This window comes from Flavobacterium sp. Leaf359 (assembly GCF_001423985.1).
Lineage (GTDB): Bacteria > Bacteroidota > Bacteroidia > Flavobacteriales > Flavobacteriaceae > Flavobacterium > Flavobacterium lindanitolerans.
Genome location: NZ_LMPW01000002.1, coordinates 132,122 through 152,613, shown reverse-complemented (window position 1 = coordinate 152,613; position 20,492 = coordinate 132,122). Strand labels below are relative to the sequence as shown.

17 protein-coding genes are annotated in these 20,492 nt (G+C 36.0%); 12 read left to right on the top strand and 5 right to left on the bottom strand.

The genetic code is table 11. The features are described from left to right. Positions 1 to 43: 43 nt before the first annotated feature. Complete coding sequence (locus ASG38_RS03245) at positions 44 to 1,981, top strand: LTA synthase family protein (protein ID WP_056067101.1); 1,938 nt, start codon at positions 44 to 46, stop codon at positions 1,979 to 1,981. Here ASG38_RS03245 and folB read toward each other — a convergent pair whose 3' ends face one another. After that, entirely contained in the window at positions 1,982 to 2,341 is a 360-nt protein-coding gene (gene folB / locus ASG38_RS03240) for a dihydroneopterin aldolase (RefSeq protein ID WP_056067394.1), read from the bottom strand. Between the two features lie 127 nt (positions 2,342 to 2,468). Between folB and ASG38_RS03235 the strand changes: the two genes are divergently transcribed. The 4 genes from ASG38_RS03235 to ASG38_RS03220 all read left to right on the top strand — a co-directional run bounded on the left by ASG38_RS03235 (position 2,469) and on the right by ASG38_RS03220 (position 5,804). Then, positions 2,469 to 4,562 (top strand): glutamine--tRNA ligase/YqeY domain fusion protein, encoded by a 2,094-nt coding sequence (locus ASG38_RS03235; protein ID WP_056067099.1) that lies wholly within the window; start codon positions 2,469 to 2,471, stop codon positions 4,560 to 4,562. A 295-nt stretch (positions 4,563 to 4,857) separates the two neighbouring features. Then, entirely contained in the window at positions 4,858 to 5,184 is a 327-nt protein-coding gene (locus ASG38_RS03230; protein ID WP_056067097.1) for a YtxH domain-containing protein, read from the top strand. 12 nt (positions 5,185 to 5,196) lie between these two features. Then, positions 5,197 to 5,550 (top strand): hypothetical protein, encoded by a 354-nt coding sequence (locus ASG38_RS03225; RefSeq protein ID WP_056067095.1) that lies wholly within the window; start codon positions 5,197 to 5,199, stop codon positions 5,548 to 5,550. 11 nt (positions 5,551 to 5,561) lie between these two features. Beyond that, positions 5,562 to 5,804: a DUF6327 family protein gene (locus tag ASG38_RS03220; RefSeq protein ID WP_056067094.1), complete on the top strand. Its 243-nt coding sequence runs from the start codon at positions 5,562 to 5,564 to the stop codon at positions 5,802 to 5,804. Positions 5,805 to 5,834: 30 nt separating this feature from the next. Here the strand turns inward: ASG38_RS03220 and ASG38_RS03215 are convergent, their stop codons facing one another. After that, positions 5,835 to 6,845 carry an SPFH domain-containing protein gene (locus ASG38_RS03215; protein ID WP_056067091.1) on the bottom strand — a complete coding sequence of 337 codons (1,011 nt, stop codon included), beginning with the start codon at positions 6,843 to 6,845 and terminating at the stop codon, positions 5,835 to 5,837. Positions 6,846 to 6,915: 70 nt separating this feature from the next. Beyond that, positions 6,916 to 8,430: a glutamate--tRNA ligase gene (gltX, locus tag ASG38_RS03210; protein WP_056067089.1), complete on the bottom strand. Its 1,515-nt coding sequence runs from the start codon at positions 8,428 to 8,430 to the stop codon at positions 6,916 to 6,918. Between the two features lie 207 nt (positions 8,431 to 8,637). Between gltX and ASG38_RS03205 the strand changes: the two genes are divergently transcribed. The 7 genes from ASG38_RS03205 (at position 8,638) to ASG38_RS03175 (ending at position 18,889) form a co-directional block, all read left to right on the top strand. Then, positions 8,638 to 11,967, top strand: a complete 3,330-nt coding sequence (locus ASG38_RS03205; RefSeq protein ID WP_056067392.1) for a DUF4175 family protein — start codon at positions 8,638 to 8,640, stop codon at positions 11,965 to 11,967. Further along, on the top strand, positions 11,960 to 12,379 hold the full coding sequence (gene ybeY, locus ASG38_RS03200) for an rRNA maturation RNase YbeY (RefSeq protein ID WP_056067087.1): 420 nt from the start codon (positions 11,960 to 11,962) through the stop codon (positions 12,377 to 12,379). Before ASG38_RS03205 ends, ybeY begins: the two co-directional genes overlap by 8 nt. A gap of 94 nt (positions 12,380 to 12,473) precedes the next feature. Further along, a complete protein-coding gene (mnmG, locus tag ASG38_RS03195; RefSeq protein WP_056067085.1) occupies positions 12,474 to 14,345 on the top strand; it encodes a tRNA uridine-5-carboxymethylaminomethyl(34) synthesis enzyme MnmG in 1,872 nt (623 codons plus the stop codon). 109 nt (positions 14,346 to 14,454) lie between these two features. Beyond that, positions 14,455 to 14,871 carry a hypothetical protein gene (locus ASG38_RS03190; protein WP_157486001.1) on the top strand — a complete coding sequence of 139 codons (417 nt, stop codon included), beginning with the start codon at positions 14,455 to 14,457 and terminating at the stop codon, positions 14,869 to 14,871. Continuing rightward, positions 14,868 to 15,716: a bifunctional 2-polyprenyl-6-hydroxyphenol methylase/3-demethylubiquinol 3-O-methyltransferase UbiG gene (locus ASG38_RS03185; RefSeq protein WP_056067081.1), complete on the top strand. Its 849-nt coding sequence runs from the start codon at positions 14,868 to 14,870 to the stop codon at positions 15,714 to 15,716. The genes ASG38_RS03190 and ASG38_RS03185 overlap by 4 nt, the downstream gene beginning before the upstream one ends. 231 nt (positions 15,717 to 15,947) lie before the next feature. Continuing rightward, positions 15,948 to 16,526, top strand: a complete 579-nt coding sequence (locus tag ASG38_RS03180) for an OmpH family outer membrane protein (RefSeq protein WP_056067390.1) — start codon at positions 15,948 to 15,950, stop codon at positions 16,524 to 16,526. A gap of 92 nt (positions 16,527 to 16,618) precedes the next feature. After that, positions 16,619 to 18,889, top strand: coding sequence for a helix-turn-helix domain-containing protein (locus ASG38_RS03175; RefSeq protein WP_056067079.1), 2,271 nt, complete (start codon positions 16,619 to 16,621; stop codon positions 18,887 to 18,889). Position 18,890: 1 nt separating this feature from the next. On the opposite strand, the gene ASG38_RS03170 is transcribed toward ASG38_RS03175, so the two are convergent. Beyond that, positions 18,891 to 19,274, bottom strand: coding sequence for a DoxX family membrane protein (locus ASG38_RS03170; RefSeq protein WP_056067076.1), 384 nt, complete (start codon positions 19,272 to 19,274; stop codon positions 18,891 to 18,893). A gap of 5 nt (positions 19,275 to 19,279) precedes the next feature. Further along, on the bottom strand, positions 19,280 to 20,428 hold the full coding sequence (locus tag ASG38_RS03165; RefSeq protein ID WP_056067074.1) for a DNA polymerase III subunit: 1,149 nt from the start codon (positions 20,426 to 20,428) through the stop codon (positions 19,280 to 19,282). Positions 20,429 to 20,492: the final 64 nt, after the last annotated feature.

The following is a 20,492-nucleotide window of genomic DNA, read 5'->3' as shown; positions in this document are numbered from 1 at the left end:
AATAATAAATTTTACTTTTGGCTGAAACAAAATCAAAAAAGCCATGTTAAAAAAGCTCCATTTTCTAAAGCCATTATTTAATTTTATTTCTATCGGATTGATAATTATGACATTAAGCAGGATATTGCTTTTTTTCTTATACAAAGATAGGATAAGCGAAACGGAAAATTATTGGTATATTTTTCCAATCGGATTGCGTTTTGACCTTATCATTTTATGTTATATTTCTTTCCTTCCTGCGGTTTTAATCTGTCTTTTGCCAGACCGTTTTCTGCAAAAAATCAAGAAGTTTTTCCATATCTATTTTCTTTTATTCTTATTTCTGTTCCTTTTAATGGAACTTTCTACTCCTGATTTCATAGCCCAATACGATACCAGACCAAACAGACTTTTCCTTGATTATTTGATTTATCCTAAAGAAGTAATGGGAACTCTATTAAAAAGTTACCTGCCTTCAATGCTGTTTGCGGTGGTGTTTTTGAGTGTGGCAGTTTATTTTGGTTTCAAAAAAGGAAAAAAATTGTTTTATCCGTCATTCCAGAATTACAAAACAAAGCTGATTTTATTCCCTTTAGTGGCCTTTTTATTGTTTTTTGGAGCTCGTTCCAGTTTAACTTCAAAACGTCCTATAAACGCAAGTAATGCTATTTTTTCAACAGATCAATTGACGAATTGCATCGGATTGAATTCTTTTTATACCGTAGCTTTTGCAGCCTATTCCTTAAAAAATGAAAACAATGCCGCAAAAATGTATGGCAAAATGGAAAGCAGCGAAGCATATGCCAGGGTTAAAAAATACATGACTGCCTTGCCGGAAGATTTTACAGATCCTCAGTTGCCTTTATTGCACAATCAAAACCCGGATTCATTAAGAGAAAAGCCTTATAACCTGGTTATTTTTCTTCAGGAAAGTCTTGGAGCAGAATATGTAGGATGTTTAGGAGGGAAGCCACTAACGCCTAATTTAGATAAATTGTCAAAAGAAGGTTTATTATTTACAAATTTGTATTGTACCGGTACACGAAGTGTAAGAGGTATTGAAGCAGTAGTAACCGGATTTTTACCTTCTCCGTCAGAAAGCGTTGTCAAATTAAGCAATTCACAATCTGGCTTTTTTACGTTGGCAGAACTATTAAAAAGCAAAGGATATGATACGAGCTTTATCTATGGTGGAAGCGCTAATTTTGATAATATGGGCTCATTCTTTAACGGAAATGGCTTTCACAATATCATTGATGAGGCTGATTTTGACAAAGACAAAAAGAAATATGCTTTTAAAGGTACCTGGGGCTATTCTGATGAAGATTTGGTTACTAAAGCAAATGAATATTTCAAATCACAAAAAGATAAACCTTTCTTTTCTTTGATGTTTTCAACATCTAACCACGAACCTTTTGAGTTTCCTGACGGAAGAATCCAATTGTTTGACAAGAATAAAAATACCGTCAACAATGCCATGAAATATGCTGATTTTTCTATTGGTAAATTCTTTGAATTGGCCAAAAAAGAAGACTATTTCAAGAATACGGTTTTTATTGTAATTGCAGACCATAATACAAGAACCTACGGAAAGCATTTGGTGCCTATTAAAAAGTTCCGAATTCCTGCCTTGATTATAGGGCCTCAGGTTCCAAAAGGTGAGAAATATGATAAATTGAGCAGTCAGATTGATATTCCGCCAACGTTATTAAGTATGCTTGGAATGAAAGTACAGACGCCAATGCCGGGAAGAAATATTCATGACCTAAAGCCGGAAACCAAAGGAAGATCCATCATGCAGTTTCACGACATCAATGCTTTCCGAGTTGAGGATCAGGTAGTGATTATGCAACCTAATAAAAAAGCATTGCAGTTTAAAATTGAAAATGATACCGTTTTGACGCCTGTGAAATTAGACGAAGAATTGGCTAAAGACGCATTGGCTCACGTTACTGCAGCTTCAGACCTTTATAAAGAGAAAAAATATAAAATGAAAAAATAGTTAGCTTCTATATTCCTCCAGTTGAATGGTAACTGCTTCAACATCACCACCAATTGGAGGATTTATTTTTGAAACGGCAACAATTATTCTGGAAACAGAAGCTATTTCTCTAAATACACGCTGTACAATCCTATGAGCTACATGCTCTAAAAGTTTGGAACGAACAGCCATTTCTTCCCTTACTATCTTATTGAGGTGAACATAATCCACAGTATCTTCCAGTTCATCTGTTTCCATAGATTTACGCATATCGGTTTTGATTTCCAGGTCTACGGAATAATCAGAACCGATTTTGCTTTCTTCGACTAAACAACCATGAAATGAATAGGTTCTGATGTTTTTTAGCTTGATAATTCCCATGGTAAGATGTATTTTTTGATTGGAGATTTCCGTTATATAATTTCGTTGTTCAAAATTAGGTATTAAAGAATAAAAATTAAGCATTTTCTTGGCAAAATGAATAACTTTGCGGTCTTAATTTATGAATATGGCATCAGAAGAAAAATCACTGAATTTTATTGAGCAAATCATTGAAGAAGATATTAAAAATGGCTTGTCTCAACAGAAATTACGTTTTCGTTTCCCGCCTGAACCCAACGGTTATTTGCATATCGGACATGCAAGCTCGATTGCTTTAAATTTTGGATTAGGCATTGATTATCAAGCACCTGTTAATCTTCGTTTTGACGACACCAACCCTGCCAAGGAAGAGCAGGAATTTGTTGATGCAATCAAACGTGATGTACAATGGCTGGGATACCAATGGGAACACGAATGTTATGCTTCTGACTATTTCCAGCAATTATACGATTGGGCTGTTGAATTTATTAAGAAAGGAAAAGCCTATGTAGACAGCCAGACTTCTGAAGAAATGGCTCAGCAAAAAGGGACGCCTTCTACTCCGGGAGTGGATAGTCCTTACCGTAATCGCTCTGTAGAAGAAAACCTTGATTTATTCGAAAGAATGAAAAATGGTGAATTTCCGGAAGGAACACATATTTTGAGAGCAAAAATAGATATGAAATCAACAAATATGCTGATGCGTGATCCTATCATGTATCGCATATTACACAAACATCATCACAGGACAGGTGATGCCTGGAAAATTTATCCAATGTATGACTGGGCACATGGTGAAAGCGATTATTTAGAACAAATTTCGCATTCTTTCTGTACGCTTGAATTTTTGCCTCACAGAGAATTATATGACTGGTTCCTGGATCAGATCTATGATAACAAAAGCATTCGCCCAAAACAAAGAGAATTTGCAAGAAGGAATCTTTCGCATACGGTTGTAAGTAAAAGGAAACTATTAAAATTAGTTGAAGATAAACATGTTAACGGATGGGATGACCCAAGAATGTCAACTGTTTCCGGATTGAGAAGAAGAGGCTATACTCCGGCTTCTATCCGCAATTTTGCCCACACTATTGGTATTGCCAAACGTGATAATTTGATTGATGTTTCTGTTTTGGAATTCTGCATACGTGAAGATTTAAACAAAACGGCACCTCGTGTTATGGCAGTTTTGGATCCAGTAAAGCTGGTTATTACCAATTATCCGGAAGGAAAAGAAGAGTGGCTGGATGCAGAAAACAATCAGGAAGATGAAAATGCAGGATTTAGAAAAGTACCTTTTTCAAGAGAATTATATATTGAAAGAGAAGACTTTTTAGAAGAAGCTACAGGCAAGTTTTTTAGATTGACGCTTGGAAAAGAAGTACGTTTGAAAAATGCCTATATCATTAAAGGTGAAAGTGTTGTAAAAGACGCTAATGGAAATATTACAGAAATCCATGTGACCTATGATACGGATAGTTTAAGTGGTAGCGGTACAGAAGCAAGCCAAAGAAAAGTATCAGGTACATTGCATTGGGTTTCTATTGCCCATGCGATTGAAGCGGAAGTGCGTTTGTATGACCGACTTTTTACAGATGAATCTCCGGATACCCATAAAGGAAAGGATTTCCTGGAATTTGTAAACCCAAATTCGCTTCAGGTCGTTACCGGTTATTTGGAGCCAAGTCTGAAAGACGCTAAAAATGAAGATAAGTTCCAGTTCCAAAGATTGGGTTATTTTACTGTAGATAAGGACTCTACAGATAAAAAATTAGTTTTCAACAGAACAGTTTCTTTGAAAGACACATGGGAAGAAAAAGGTAAAAAAGAAGAAAATATTATTAATAATTCCCTTAAAGAAATTAATAAATATTTTAAAGTTGCCACTCAGGAAGAACGAAATGCTGTAGAAAAAGTCATAGGCAATGAGTTGACAAATGTTGCCAATTTCAGTTTATTACAGAATACTTTAAAGAAGAATATCAATAATAACAAAAGCTCTTTATTGTTTTCCAATTATCTTCTCAAATATTCGGCGCTAAAAGCTTCTGATGTTGAAACGGAAGTATTGCATAAATTGTATTCGATGTCACTTAAAAGCGAATCGCCTTATGTTCGATTGGAAGTCATCAAAAATTTAAAAAATGATGAAGCAAATCGTTTGGAATTTTCTTCGCAGCTTGATGAATTAAAAATTTCAGAAAAAAATGAAGAAGTTCTGAATTTGCTTTCGGAAAATTAAAACTATAAATTTTATATATGAAAAGCTCCTGAATTCGGGAGCTTTTTCTATTATTTGGATTTTCTATAAAAAATAGGAATAGTATAATTTTAAGTAATTAAAATTGACTTCCATAAATTGATTTTAGGACATTTTTTAAAAATAGTAATGTAAATATATGGATAGCTCTTTCAAAATCGATTTAATGAGGTATATGAGGGTTTTGACAAACTTTGGCATACTTTAACTGGTTGTTAACACCAAAATGTTAAAATTTACTGTAACTTTAGTTTATTAACCTAAAAAAAGAAAAGTTATGTCAAGAACGAACACAGTAATCGGAATATTAGCTGGAGCTGCAATTGGTGCAGCAGTAGGAATTTTATTTGCGCCAGACAAAGGTCAGAAAACCAGAAAAAAAATCAAAGATGGATTTGACCACCAAAAAGATGAATTACAAAACAAATTCAACCAATTATCAGATCAGGTAAAAAGTAAATTTTCAAGAGCAAAAGTAGATTTGGAATCCGGTTTTGATGAATTGGTTGCTAATGCTCAAGACACCAAAGAAGATGTAATTGCAGCTTTAGAAAAAAAACTGGCTGATTTAAAAGCACAAGCAACAGCTGCTGGTAAAAAATAAAAAAACTGCTTTATGGCATTTGAAAAAATAAAAGAAAACACCGACGAACTGCAAGACCGAGCCAAAGAATTTTTAGATGCTAATATTGCCTACTATAAACTTTGGGGTTTCAAAATTGCAATGAAATCTACCACCTTAATGCTTAAATTATTTCTTTTGAGCGTTATGTTGGTGATTGTAACCCTGTTTTTTTCAATTGCATTAGCATTAGCAATTGGATATGGACTGGATAATTTTGCTTATGGATTCTTAATTGTCGGAGCAATTTATCTTGTTCTTGCCATATTGGTATATTACATCCAGGATAAAATTGTGGAAGGTCCGATTCTGAGAACATTTTCAAGATTATTTTTCAAAAAATATTAAAATTAAAGCTTATGCAAGTAAAGAGCTATTCTTCTTATGAAGAAATAAACAGGGAACTTCAGATTTTGAAAGTAGAGAAGGATTTGGCCTATGAAAAAATGAATAAAAGTTTTCATGAAACCAAAGACAGTTTTACTGCAAAAAATATCCTGGGAACAGTTCCGGGAATAGCATTAAGCATTATAGGAAGCTTATCCGGACCACTCAAGAATGTCGGGATAGCTTATCTGACGAAAAAGATTTTTCGTCTATAAACAAAAAAGAGGCTCTATGAGCCTCTTTTTTTATTTGGTTGAATCATAACCTTCAACATCGCCACTTTCTGGTAAATGAGGTGGTGTAGGTGGTTTAGGAGTTGATTTCTTTTCTGTCTTGTCAAATGCTTTGGCACGTTTCATAGCTTCACCAACCTGATTAGAAGCGGTAAAGGAAGCTACCATATTATTCAACATGTCACTACCGGCTTGTGGAGAATTAGGAAGTAATATAAGATTAGAATTGGCATCTGCACCAATGGCTTGCAAAGTATCATAATGTTGTGTCACAACAATTAGGGCAGAAGCCTCCTGTGAATTGATTCCTACTTTGTTCAATACATCCACACTTTCTACCAAACCACGGGCAATTTCACGTCTCTGGTCAGCAATACCCTGTCCCTGTAATCTTTTACTTTCTGCTTCGGCTTTGGCTTTTGCAACGATTCTGATTCTTCCTGCTTCTGCTTCATACTCTGCTGCAGATTTCTCTCTATCAGCTGCGTTAATACGGTTCATGGCATTTTTTACCTGAATATCCGGATCAATATCCGTAATAAGCGTATTGATAATATCATAACCATAAGTGGTCATAGCCTCATTCAATTCGCGTTTTACGGCAATAGCGATATCGTCTTTTCTTTCGAAAACATCATCCAGTTTTAATTTAGGAACTTCCGCACGAACTACGTCAAATACATAAGATGTAATCTGGTCATGTGGATATTCCAATTTATAAAAAGCTTCGTACACTTTATCCTGAATTACTTTAAACTGTACAGAAACTTTCATTTTTACAAATACGTTTTCTTTCGTTTTAGTTTCAATGATAACGTCAAGTTGCTGGATTTTCAAATTAATCTTACCTGCAATTTTATCTACTATCGGAATTTTTAATTGTAATCCGGAATGACGGATGCTTTGGTATTTTCCAAAACGTTCTATTATGGCAGCAGTCTGTTGCTTTACTGTAAAGAACGACGAAAAGAAGATAAATAAGGCGAAGAATAAAAATACATACAAAGGAATGTTTAGATCCATGATACAAAGTTTAAAGTTAATTGGGTTAAGGTACAAAAAAAGCCTCTCATTTCTGAAAGGCTCTTTTAATTTATTTCAGGCTGTCAACTGCTTTTCGAATTCGGGTAATCGTTTCTTCTTTTCCAATCATGCTGATAATGTCAAATAGGTGAGGGCCTTTTAAAGAACCAACGAGGCTCAATCGTAAAGGCTGCATAATTTTACCCATTCCGATTTCATTTTCTGCCATCCAAGTTTTGACTGTATTTTCAACGTTTTCAGTCGAAAAATCCAAAGTGTTTTCTAAAACACTAATAAGCTTCTCCATCAACTCAGCTGTTTCCGGTTTCCAGTTTTTAGCTGCTTTTTCATCATAAGAAGTCGGAGCCAGGAAAAAGAATTCAGACACTTCCCAAAGTTCTGAAGCAAAAGTAGCACGCTCTTTTACCAAACGAACAACTTCTGTTAAAAATTCAATAGGCTTATTGATACCTTTTTCCAGCAATACATGTGAAAGCTGTTGTGCTAAATCATTATTATCTGCTCTTTGGATATACTGGTGGTTAAACCATTTGTTTTTATCAGGGTCAAACTTAGCGCCTGCTTTATGGACTCTTTCCAAATCAAAAGCTGTTATCAGTTCATCAAGGGTAAATAATTCCTGATCAGTTCCGGAACTCCAGCCTAATAGAGCCAGGAAATTGATTACAGCTTCCGGAAGAAATCCTTTTTCTCTGTAGCCTGAAGAAATTTCTCCAGAACTAGGGTCTTTCCATTCTAAAGGAAATACCGGAAAACCAAGCTTATCACCGTCTCTTTTTGAAAGCTTGCCATTTCCAACCGGTTTTAGAATCAAGGGAAGGTGGGCAAATTCCGGGGCTTCCCAATTAAAAGCTCTGTACAATAAAACGTGTAATGGTAGTGATGGAAGCCATTCCTCCCCACGAATTACATGTGAAGTTTCCATCAAATGGTCGTCCACTATATTTGCTAAGTGATAGGTTGGCATTCCGTCACCCTTGAACAAAACCTTATCATCTAATAGATTGGTGTCAAATTTTACTTCACCACGAATCATATCGTTCAAGTGCAAAATCTCATTAACCGGAGTTTTGAAACGGATAACATATTCCTCACCATTTGCAATTCTTTGCGCCGTCTTTTCAGCAGAATTGGTCAATGAATTATCCAATTGCTCACGGTTTCCGTGATTGTAAATAAATGTTTTTCCCTGTTCTTCTTCATTCTTGCGCAATTGGTCCAAATCTTCAGCAGTATCAAACGCATAATAGGCCCAACCGGATTGTACCAATTGGTCAGCATATTCTTTATACAAATGTTTTCTTTCGCTTTGGCGATAGGGTCCAAATTTTTCATTTTTTCCAACAGTTTCATCCGGAGCAATTCCAAGCCATTCCAAAGCTTCCAAAATATAAGCTTCGGCTCCTGGCACAAAACGGTTTTGGTCAGTATCTTCTACACGAAGGTAAAAAACACCACCATGTTTTTTAGCAAACAGATAATTGAAAAGGGCTGTTCTAACACCACCAATGTGTAAAGGTCCTGTTGGACTTGGCGCAAAACGAACGCGAATAGGTCTAGACATTTTGAGTAAATTTTGGTGCAAAGATACGATTTTAGTTAAAAGTTATGAGTTTGCAAAAGGCAGTTTTCAGACAATAACTCAGTATAAATCTGCAATCTTAAATCTTAAATCCGCCGTCTGCTATCTGTCATCTGCCGTCATAATTTTAACCTTTCATATAAATATAAATTACTATTTTTATCGGTTATAAAGAAACTATTGACAATTTTGGAAAATAAAAAACTGATTTACGACAAATTAGAAGCATTTATCAAGAAGTATTATGCAAATGAACTACTCAAAGGATTGATTTTCTTTATTGGGTTAGGATTACTGTATTTGCTGTTTACGCTTTTTGTCGAATACTTTCTTTGGCTCAAACCAACGGGAAGGACTATCTTGTTTTGGGCATTCATAGCTGTAGAAGTTTTTCTTTTGTTCCGGTTTATAATGTTCCCGATTTTCAAGTTGTTCAAACTTCAGAAAGGAATTGATTATGAAGAGGCATCGGCAATCATAGGAAGTCATTTTTCTGAAGTTAATGACAAACTGAAAAACTTCCTGCAATTGTCAAATGACAGCAATCAGTCAGAATTATTACTCGCTTCAATTGACCAGAAAGCACAGACCTTAAATCCGATTCCTTTTGGTAATGCCATTAACTTTAAAGGCAATATCAAATTTCTTCCCTGGGCAATTATACCAATCCTGTTTTTTGCTTTTTTTATGCTATCCGGTAATAGTGATATGATAACCCAAAGTTTCAATAGAGTAGTGCGCTATAACGAACGCTTTTCACCACCGGCTCCGTTTGCTTTCGAAATTATAAATCCTTCTTTGCAAACCGAACAGGGAAATGATTTTGTACTCCAGGTAAAATCACAAGGAAAAGTAGTTCCGGAAAATACCATGATTTTTATAGATGGTGAAAGCTATTTTATGGAAAGTACAAAACCGGGTTTTTTTGAATATAAATTTACAAGACCCTCAAAAAACATACGTTTTCATATTGAAGCTAATCAGGTTACTACCAAAGATTTTGAATTGGCTGTCGTGGCTGTTCCAACCATTGCCAATTTTGAAATGGTTTTGAATTTTCCGTCCTATTTGAATAAGAAATCAGAAACCATACAAGGTTCCGGAAACGCAATTGTACCTGAAGGAACTAAAGTAACGTGGAAAGTGGCTACTTTGGCTACAAAATCTGTGGAATGGTCTGATTTAAAAACAATTACGCCATTTTCTTCTAACGAAAACACATTCCAGATTACAAAAAGCATTCTTCAGAACACGGATTATCAAATTTTGACTTCAAATGCTAAACTGAAACACTACGAAAAGCTGAATTATCAGATTTCCGTTATCAAAGACCAGTTTCCAACTATAGCCGTGAATAATGCACCTGATAGCCTTAAACTAAACCAGAATGTTATTGTAGGACAGGTTTCTGATGATAACGGATTATCAAAATTACAGATTGTTTTCTATCCGAAGAACAAAACCAATGAAGCCAAAAAGATGGCTTTGCCGGTTAAAAAAGATGTTTTTGACCAGTTCATTTTCTCTTTCCCCGGACAGCTTCCCGTAGAAGAAGGCGTTTCCTATGAGTACTATTTTGAAGTTTTTGATAATGATGCCTTACATGGTTTCAAATCTACAAAATCTTCTGTTTTCTCAGATAGGTTAGCTACTGTCGAAGAAAAGGAAGAACAGAATTTGCAGCAGCAAAATGACAACATCAACAGTTTAGAAAAATCAATTAAAAACCAGGACAAACAATTGTCAGAAATTGACAAACTACAAAAGTTAGGTAAAGAAAAAACAAACCTGGAATTTAAAGACCAACAAAAGGTTAATGATTTTATCCAACGCCAAAAACAACAGGAACAAATGATGAAAGAGTTTTCCAAAAAGATGGAAGACAACCTCGATAAGTTTAAAACCGATAAGAAAGACGAGTTCAAAGAAGAATTAAAAGAGCGTCTTGAGAAGGCAGAAAAGGAAATCGAAAAGAATGAAAAGTTATTGGATGAATTACAGAAATTATCTGAAAAATTAAGAGAAGAAGAACTGTTTGAAAAGATTGATAAATTCAAACAGAGTTCAAAAAATCAGACTAAAAATTTAGAGCAGCTAGTTGAGCTTACAAAGAAATATTATGTAGAAAAAAAGGCTGAACAGTTGGTCGAAAAATTAGATAAGCTTTCTGAGAAACAGGAAGCCTTGTCTAATAAAGATAAAGAAAATTCTGTCGAAAATCAGGAGGATATAAACAAGGAATTTGAGAAGATTCAAAAGGAATTGGACCAACTTGAAAAAGATAACGAGCAATTAAAAAAACCGATTGATTTACCCAAAGACGAACAAACTGAAAAGAGTATAGGTGAGGATTTAAAGAAAGCATCAGATGAATTAAAAAAAGACCAGAAAACTAAAGCCAAACCTAAACAAAAAAGTGCTGCTCAAAAAATGAAACAGATGAGCGGTGCCATGATGGAAAGTATGGGTAGTGGTGAAATGGAACAATTGGAAGAAGACGTAAAAATGCTACGTCAGATTCTGGATAATTTATTGGCGTATTCGTTTTCACAGGAAGACCTGATGAAGAACTTTAAGGGACTTAAAAAAGGGTCGCTTTCATTTAATAAAAACCTGAAAATACAGCAGGATTTAAAACAACAATTCAAGCATGTTGATGATAGTTTGTTTGCCATGTCGTTGAGGAATCCAAAACTGGGTGAGAACATCACTACAGAAATTGGTAACGTGCATTACAATGTTGACAAGGCTTTGGAAACCTTATCTGATGCCCAGATTCAAAAAGGTGTATCACACCAGCAATATGCCGTCGCTTCATCCAATAAGTTGGCCGATTTCCTGAGTGAGATTTTAAACAGCATGCAAATGCAGATGCAAATGTCCGGTTCCGGTGCTGGTAAGCCTAAGCAGGGTCAAGGTCAGGGAATGCAACTTCCTGACATTATTGAGAAGCAGAAAGGATTGGGTGAAAAGATGAAAGAGGGTATGAAGAAAGGTGAAAAACCAGGAGAAGGTAATGAAGGTAAAGATGGAAAACCTGGTAAGGAAGGAAAAGGTAAGAATTCTAAAAGTGGAAATAAAGAGGGTGAAGGAGGAGAAGATGGCGAAGGTAATGCGGGTGAAATATTAGAGATTTACAAAGAACAGCAACGCTTGCGTGAAGCATTGCAAAAGGCTTTAGAAAAAGAAGGAATGGGTGGTAGTGGACAGAATGCGTTGAACCAAATGAAGCAGATTGAAAAGGATTTGTTGAATAAAGGTTTCAAGAATGAAACGCTTCAAAAGATGCTTAACCTGAAACACGAATTATTGAAATTGGATAATGCAATCCAACAGCAAGGTGAAGAAAAGAAGCGCCAGTCGCAGACTAACAAAAAAGAATACAATAATCAAACGAATGCTATTTCTCCAGCCTTAAAGCAATATTTAAATAGTATTGAAATATTAAACAGACAAACACTACCTTTGCGGCCAAATTTTAACCAGAAGGTTCAAGAATACTTTAGAAAAGATGATTAGCTTTAATTACGAAACCGAGTTTGAATTGCCAAATGAGAATGAAATTGAGAAGTGGCTTTCAGAGGTTATTGTTTCAGAATCTAAGAAAGAAGGAGATATCAATTATATCTTCTGTGATGACGAATACCTGCATGAAATCAATGTCAAATATCTTGACCATGACACCTTAACAGATATCATTAGTTTTGATTATTCCATAGGCAATGAATTACATGGAGATATTTTTGTATCAGTAGAAAGAGTAGCAGACAATGCAAAAGATTTTAACGTGAGTTTTGACGAAGAATTGAAAAGAGTGCTTGCTCATGGTATATTACACTTTGCAGGATACAAGGACAAATCTGAGGAAGATGAGTTATTGATGCGTTCAAAAGAAGATGAAAAGATTGCAATGTTCCACGTGAAACAATAGCTTAAACATCTTTTCAAAAGATAAAATTTAATAAACGTTCCACGTGGAACACAATAAGATTTTGGTTTCCAAAATCGTAAAGAGAGGATAAAAAATGTTTCAAGAAACCTACGATGTGATTGTAGTTGGAGCCGGACACGCTGGTTCAGAAGCGGCCGCGGCAGCGGCCAATTTGGGTTCGAAAACCTTATTGGTTACAATGAGCTTGCAGAACATAGCCCAGATGTCTTGTAATCCGGCAATGGGAGGAATAGCAAAGGGACAAATCGTAAGAGAAATTGATGCCCTCGGCGGATATTCCGGAATTGTTTCAGACAAAACGGCCATACAGTTCAAGATGCTCAATAAATCAAAAGGCCCGGCAATGTGGTCGCCAAGAGTTCAAAGCGACAGGATGCGTTTTGCAGAAGAATGGAGATTGATGCTGGAAAGAACACCAAATCTTGATTTCTATCAGGAAATGGTAAAAGGTTTGATTATTGAAGATGGCAAGATAAAAGGAATCAAGACATCGCTCGGAATCGAAATAAAAGCAAAGTCTGTTGTTCTCACCAATGGAACTTTCCTGAACGGATTGATTCATATCGGAGAAAAACAATTTGGTGGCGGTAGGGCAGGTGAAGGAGCCGCTTATGGTATCACGGAAGATTTGGTTCGTGCCGGATTTACCTCAGGAAGAATGAAAACAGGAACGCCACCACGTGTTGATGGACGTTCTTTAGATTATTCTAAAATGGAAGAACAGCCGGGTGATGTAAATCCGGATAAGTTTTCCTATTCTGACGAAACCAAGCCGCTAGCACATCAAAAATCATGTTATATGACCTATACGTCGTTACAGGTTCATGATTTACTACGTGAAGGATTTGACCGTTCTCCAATGTTTAATGGAAGAATCAAAAGCCTTGGGCCAAGATATTGCCCATCGATTGAAGATAAGATCAACCGTTTTGCTGATAAGGAAAGACACCAATTGTTTGTAGAACCAGAAGGATGGAATACGGTTGAAGTGTATGTAAATGGATTTTCTACATCGCTTCCGGAAGAAGTGCAGTTCAAAGCACTTCGTTCTGTGGTTGGTTTTGAGAATGTGAAATTCTTCAGACCGGGTTATGCCATCGAATATGATTATTTCCCGCCTACGCAGTTAAAACATACGTTGGAAACGAAACTGGTTGAAGGTTTGTATTTCGCCGGACAGATTAACGGAACTACTGGCTATGAAGAAGCTGCATCGCAAGGATTAATGGCCGGTATTAATGCGCATTTAAAAGTGCATGAAAAAGACCCGCTGATTTTGAGAAGAGATGAAGCCTACATTGGGGTGCTCATTGATGACCTGATTACGAAAGGAACGGAAGAACCCTATCGTATGTTTACTTCCAGGGCAGAATATAGGACCTTATTACGTCAGGATAATGCAGATTTCAGATTAACACCAAAATCTTTTGAGATTGGCTTAGCTTCTGAATCCCGTATGCGCAGAATGGAGAAGAAATTAAACGAATCAGAAGCAATGGTTAATTTCTTTAAAGAAACAAGCGTAACAGTTGCAGAAACGAATCCGATATTGGAAGAAAAAGGTTCTGCCCTGATTTCGCAGCCCGACAAGATGTTTAAAGTTTTCTCACGCCCGCAGATTAATTTAGAAGACATCCTGAAATTTGAAAAGGTAGCTCAATATGTTCAGGACAACAATCTTGATAAGGAAGTATTAGAGCAAGCCGAAATCCAGGTGAAATATTCAGGCTATATTGAAAAAGAAAAAAATAATGCTGATAAGCTGACACGTTTGGAAGATGTGAAAATTCCGGAATCTTTCGATTATGATAAGATTAAATCATTGTCGCATGAAGCCCGTGAAAAGTTCAAAAAAATACGCCCGGTAACATTATCACAAGCTTCTCGTATTAGCGGAGTTTCTCCAAGCGATATTTCCGTATTACTAATTCATATGGGAAGATAATATGTTTCACGTGGAACGAAGTACTCAAAACCGCATTATCAAAGGAATTGTCTCAATTCTTTTGATAATTTTTGTTTTACAAAGCTGCATTGGAACCAAACAGGCTTTTATGATAGACGACTATTATATTTCTGAAAACGGAAAAGAAGTTCTGGGCACGAAACCACTTAATGCGTTTATTTTTGAAAACAATTTAAAAAATCTTCCGTTTGAGCAATTTCTCGCTATTAAATACAAATTGAATAATTATCTCACAAGAGAGTTTTGGATTACGATTGATGGTGACAAGTATAAGCTTATTGTCTATGAAAATTCGGAGTTTGATAAATATTTCGGTTTTTCAAACTTTGCGGTACAAAACCATGAAAATATAGCTAACATTGTAGGAGGCCAGCCAAAATTTATTGCTATTTCAATGATTAATGAATTTAATGAAGATTGTCTTTCCAATAAATCCATGTTTCAAAACAAAGTAACGGCTTATCTTAAAAATCTTAAAGACGAATACATCCAATTTAAACAATGACCTCAACAAATCATAAGCATTACCAAACTGTAAAAGACAATTCTGTTTCGAAAGAAGTTTTCGAGTTGTTACATGACGAAGATTTGGACATGCTGATTACTTCACCTCAACCAAAAGGCACAGAACTTTCCAAATATTACGAAAGTGACGATTATATATCGCATACAGATGGTAAACGTTCTATTTTTGAAAAAGCCTATCACTTCATAAAAAATATTGCCTTAAAAAATAAACTGAGCCTGGTTAATAGCCTGCAAAAAAAAGGTAAGCTTTTGGATATTGGTGCGGGAACCGGAGATTTTCTTTTAACAGCTAAAAATGACGGCTGGAATGTAATAGGTGTAGAGCCAAGTAAAAAAGCAAGGTCAATTGCAACCAAAAAAGGAATAGAATTAAAACCGGTAGCTGATTTTGATGACCATTCTTTTGATATTATAACCATGTGGCACGTTTTAGAACACGTTCCGGATTTACAGAATCAAATAAAAGAACTAAAAAGATTGCTAAAGCCAAATGGCGCGATTATTATTGCCGTACCCAATTTTAAATCATACGATGCAAAATACTATGGTGAATTTTGGGCAGCATATGATACGCCAAGACATTTGTGGCATTTTTCAAAAACGGCAATCAAAAAATTATTTCAAAACGAAAATATTGAGCTTGTAAAAATCCTGCCGATGAAATTTGATTCATTTTATGTGAGTCTTCTATCTGAAAAATACAAAACCGGAAAAATGAATTTTATTAAAGCATTTTTTATCGGTTTGAAGTCAAATTGGAAAGCAAAGGAGAAATTTGAATATTCTTCGCACATTTATGTGCTAAAAAACGCTAAAAATTAAAATAAAAGCGGGAGTTGGAAGATTTTTAAGGGCAATATGAAAAGACATCGTCTTTTTTTGAAAGTGCCTTAAATCGCTTTATTTCAATCCGTTTTTGATAGTCAGAATTTATGCTCGTTTTTTAAACCATAAAATAATTTTATATAAAGAAAAAACCCGAAAATTTACACTTAAGCCATTTGTAACATTTTTTTTCTATTTTTGACCCAATTAAAAAATAAAGAACACAGAATGAAAAAATCAATAGTAGCCATTGCAATAGCAATCTCATTATTTTCTTGCAACAAAGCTGAAGAAAAAAGTACATCAGAAAAAACAGCTTATATCGATACTGTAAAATTGATGGAAGAATATACAGAATCGAAAGACCTTCAGGCCAAGTTTGAAGAAAAATCGAAAGTTATGGGCAGAGAATTGGAACTTGAAATTAAAAAATTCCAGGAAGAAGCCGATAATTTCCGTAGAAATGCACAGGCAAATGGACCGGAATGGGCACAGAGAAAAGGCTCTGAGTTGCAGAAAAAAGAACAGCAACTCACTTATGCCCAACAAGCTATGAGCCAACAGTTGCAAAAAGAAGCAGCTGTTGAAAGAGATTCTGTAGTTAGTAAAGTAAGAAAATACATAAAAGATTACGGTAAAAAGAATGGTTATTCTTATATCTACGGAACAGGTGATGCTGCTACGGTTCTTTATGCAAAAGAAGGATATGACATCACGGATAAAATAGTTAAAGAATTGAATGACAATTATAAAGCTCCAGAAAAAACAGAAACAAAGGATACTGCAAAAACTGAAGAGAAAAAATAAATTCTATAAGATGCCTTCCCCAGAGAAGGCATTTTTTTTTGGAAATATTTCAAAAAATTGACTATTTTTCCCTATTCGAAAACTACAAGCCAATGCAACCAATATCTGAAGCAGCATCCTATACGCTCAAATTCATCAACCAAACCCAGCGTTCCCTATTCCTAACCGGTAAAGCCGGAACCGGAAAAACCACTCTTTTAAGAGAAATAATCCAATCAACACATAAAAATACGGTAGTTGTGGCTCCAACAGGCATCGCCGCTTTGAACGCGGGAGGTGTTACGATTCATTCCATGTTTCAGCTTCCATTTGCAGGATTTATCCCGGAATACAACAAAACACCGCACTTTTCAGATACCATAAAGTTCGAAACCAAAGACACCCTAAAGCGCCATTTCAAAATGAATGGTACCAAAAAATCAGTCATTCAGAATATGGAATTGCTGATAATTGATGAAGTGAGTATGCTTCGGGCCGATTTATTGGATGCTATTGACTTTACAATGAGGAGCATACGAAGAAAAGAACTTCCGTTTGGTGGTGCTCAGGTATTATTCATAGGTGATTTATTGCAGCTTCCGCCCGTTGTTAAAAATGAAGAATGGGAAGTCCTGAAAAACTACTACCGGGGAAAATTCTTTTTCCATTCGCATGTAATGCAGCAATATCCGCCATTATACATTGAGCTTTCAAAAATTTTTCGTCAGACCGATGATAAATTTATATCGATATTGAACAATCTCCGTAACAATCAGGTAGATGCAGAAGATATCAAAAATCTGAACCAGTATGTAAGGCCGGATTTTGACCTCAAACAGAGTAAGGGATATATTACCCTGACAACGCATAATGCGAAAGCCGATGCTATAAACGAACAGTCATTAGTTGATTTACAGGAAAAACAACTGACATTTTTACCTGAAATTATTGGTGATTTCCCTGAAAAGATATATCCTGTTGATGAAAGGCTGAACCTTAAAGTTGGAGCCCAGATTATGTTTGTGAAAAATGACCTTTCATTGGAAAAGAATTATTTCAACGGAAAAATGGGCATCGTAAAATCGTTGTCTGAGCAGGAAATACTGGTTCATTTTCCGGATGAAAACAAGACCATTGAAGTAGAAAGATATGAATGGCAAAACATTAGATATTCTGTTGACCCCAATACTAAGGAAATCGTAGAGGATGTTTTAGGTACCTTTACTCATTATCCAATTAAATTAGCGTGGGCGATAACTGTTCATAAAAGCCAGGGATTAACTTTTGACAAAGCTGTGCTTGACGTATCGCAGGTTTTTCTTCCCGGGCAGGCCTATGTTGCTCTGTCGCGACTTCGTTCGTTAGAAGGGCTTATTTTGCTTTCTCCATTGCAAATGAATGGCATTTCGAATGACTATGATGTCATGCAATATTCCAATAACAAGGCTTCTGAAGAACTATTGCAGTCTTCCCTGGAAAAAGAGACACTAAATTTTATTCATAACTATCTGAAAAACAGTTTTGATTGGAAAGAACTGGCACAGGAATGGCGGAACCATCAATACAGCTACAATGAAGATGCTGAAAAATCTGAAAAATCAAAGCATATGCAATGGGCGAAAAGGCAGGCAGAATCCATTGGTGCACTTACGGAACCGGCTACAAAATTCATGCGCCAGTTGGATAAGCTATTTTTTGATGAAGCGCATGATATTCAGTTTGTTTTGGAACGAATTCAGGCTGCCCACGATTATTTCTTAAAACCAATGGACCAGCTGGTTTATGAAATCCTGTGGAAACTGGAAGAAGTAAAACGCGTTAAGAAAGCAAAAACCTTTTTTCAGGAACTCTATGCTTTGGAAGAATTGCAGACAAAGGCCGTGTTACGTTTGATGAAAGCCAAAAGACTCATAGAAATTGTGGCATCAGGTCAGGAAATCTGTAAAGAGAATCTGGATTCACAGGAAATTAAATCCTATAAATCGAAAAAACTGGATGCCATTCGCGAGGAATTCAAGAATACTCACGCTACACTGGTAGATGATGATTATGATGAAGAACGCTATATGCCAAAGAAAAAAGCGAAAAAGCTACCTAAAAAATCAACGGTGGAGGAAACCTATGAACTTTGGCAGCAAAACAATTCTATACCCGAAATCGCTGGTCTTCGCAAACTAACGCAACAGACCATAGTGAACCATTTTGTCAAATTAATCCAGTCTGGAAAAGTGGCATTATCAGACATTCTTCCGGAAGGCGTAATACAAGATTTGGCTGAAGCTTTTGAAGGCTACAACGAAGAATCTCTCAACGGATTGAAAGAAAAATACGGGAATAAATTTACCTGGGATGAACTGAAGTTATTCAGAGCTTCACAGCAGTAAATTATTGCATAAAAAAAACACCTAAAATAGCCGGAACAAAATAGATGGCAATAGTTCTGGCACCATCATAATCCTTGGCAATACGCTGTCCGAATAATAGAAAAATCAGCGTAACAGCAGAAACAACAGAACCATAAAAACCAAAAGTAGTTCCTTTATTCATAAGCATCTGTATAATACCAGCAACGCAAAGAATTCCGGCTGCTATTTCCAAAACAAGAATTAGCATCAGGGATTGTGGTACACTGTTTTTGATGAATGTTTTCTCAAAATGACCTTTGAGCCAGCCTACATTACCTTGCCAGTCAATTACCTTGTCATAGCCTGATTGTAAAAAGGTTACGGCCAAAAATACTAAAATCAAAATAGAAGCAGTGTTGTTCATGATTACTATTTTTTGTGGATTAATCGGGTTAGTTTGATAGATAGGTCGGTTAAAATAATCTTAGCATTTCCGTTTCGTTCAATATGATAAACGGCATCAGAAAGCTCTTTGTAAATATCATTGATATTGTTGCCATTAACAAATGGAGCAAAGTTTTCCAGCTTGAATTTTTCAACTTTAGGTTCCATATAAACCAGGCTTGATGCCTGATAGTTCAGCAGCAATGCCTGACGGAACATTTCGATACAAAAATGCAAAAATTTCTTCTGCGCTTCACGTCCCAGGCCGGCAATTTGTTCACTCCAGGCAATCAGGTCGTTAATGGCAGATGCGTTTCCTTTGGCACGAAAAGCCGCACGTACCCATAAAACAAACCATTGCTCAAAAGGCTGTTCTTCGCTGTCTTCATGCAGCAGGTGTAATGCCTTGCTAAAATTTCCTTGTGCCTGATGCGCAATTTTCCTGGCTTCGCGAGGGTCTATATTTTCACGTGAAACTAATGCGTCAGCAATAATATTTTCATGGATTCCGTTGAAATGAAGTACCTGGCAGCGCGAACGTATTGTCTGTATGATAGATTCCTCATCTTCAGAAATCAGAATAAAAAGTGTTTTTTCAGGTGGTTCTTCAAGAATTTTCAAAAGCTTGTTGGAAGCTTCAATATTCATCTTGTCTGCCATCCAGACAATCATGATTTTATAACCACCTTCATAGGATTTTAGTGAAAGTGACTTTAAAACTTCCTGGGCATCTTCTACGCGAATCAGTCCCTGTTTGTTTTGAACGCCCAGATATTTATACCAGTCAAACAATCCGCCATAAGGCCTTTCCATTAAAAAGGAGCGCCAATCGGCAATAAAATCAAGACTTTTTGGCTTGGACTTTACATCATCTGTCGAAACCGTAGGATAGATAAAATGTAGGTCGGGATGTGAAATGTTATTGAATTTCAAATTACAGGCCTCGTTTTCGCCCTGATTTTCACCACCTGAATTCCGGCATAACACATATTGCGCATAGGCCAGAGCCATAGGTAATGTTCCACAACCTTCAGGACCAACAAACAATTGTGCATGCGGAATTCTTCCGGCATCAGCACTTTTCGTAAGGTGGCTTTTGATATGTTCTTGTCCTAGGATTTCTGAAAATAGCATGAGGCAAATATAGGGGAAAAAGGATGAACGGATAACATGCGGCAAAAAAATGAATGTTCCGTAA

Excerpts from the sequence above, each read along its gene's own strand:
- ASG38_RS03220 (WP_056067094.1), top strand. The coding sequence starts at position 5,562 with ATGCAAGTAAAGAGCTATTCTTCTTATGAAGAAATAAACAGGGAACTT.
- ybeY (WP_056067087.1), top strand. The coding sequence starts at position 11,960 with ATGATTAGCTTTAATTACGAAACCGAGTTTGAATTGCCAAATGAGAAT.
- ASG38_RS03245 (WP_056067101.1), top strand. The coding sequence starts at position 44 with ATGTTAAAAAAGCTCCATTTTCTAAAGCCATTATTTAATTTTATTTCT.
- ASG38_RS03175 (WP_056067079.1), top strand. The coding sequence starts at position 16,619 with ATGCAACCAATATCTGAAGCAGCATCCTATACGCTCAAATTCATCAAC.
- ASG38_RS03170 (WP_056067076.1), bottom strand. The coding sequence starts at position 19,274 with ATGAACAACACTGCTTCTATTTTGATTTTAGTATTTTTGGCCGTAACC.
- gltX (WP_056067089.1), bottom strand. The coding sequence starts at position 8,430 with ATGTCTAGACCTATTCGCGTTCGTTTTGCGCCAAGTCCAACAGGACCT.
- ASG38_RS03165 (WP_056067074.1), bottom strand. The coding sequence starts at position 20,428 with ATGCTATTTTCAGAAATCCTAGGACAAGAACATATCAAAAGCCACCTT.
- ASG38_RS03190 (WP_157486001.1), top strand. The coding sequence starts at position 14,455 with ATGATAGACGACTATTATATTTCTGAAAACGGAAAAGAAGTTCTGGGC.
- ASG38_RS03230 (WP_056067097.1), top strand. The coding sequence starts at position 4,858 with ATGTCAAGAACGAACACAGTAATCGGAATATTAGCTGGAGCTGCAATT.
- ASG38_RS03215 (WP_056067091.1), bottom strand. The coding sequence starts at position 6,845 with ATGGATCTAAACATTCCTTTGTATGTATTTTTATTCTTCGCCTTATTT.
- ASG38_RS03235 (WP_056067099.1), top strand. The coding sequence starts at position 2,469 with ATGGCATCAGAAGAAAAATCACTGAATTTTATTGAGCAAATCATTGAA.
- mnmG (WP_056067085.1), top strand. The coding sequence starts at position 12,474 with ATGTTTCAAGAAACCTACGATGTGATTGTAGTTGGAGCCGGACACGCT.
- ASG38_RS03185 (WP_056067081.1), top strand. The coding sequence starts at position 14,868 with ATGACCTCAACAAATCATAAGCATTACCAAACTGTAAAAGACAATTCT.
- ASG38_RS03180 (WP_056067390.1), top strand. The coding sequence starts at position 15,948 with ATGAAAAAATCAATAGTAGCCATTGCAATAGCAATCTCATTATTTTCT.
- folB (WP_056067394.1), bottom strand. The coding sequence starts at position 2,341 with ATGGGAATTATCAAGCTAAAAAACATCAGAACCTATTCATTTCATGGT.
- ASG38_RS03225 (WP_056067095.1), top strand. The coding sequence starts at position 5,197 with ATGGCATTTGAAAAAATAAAAGAAAACACCGACGAACTGCAAGACCGA.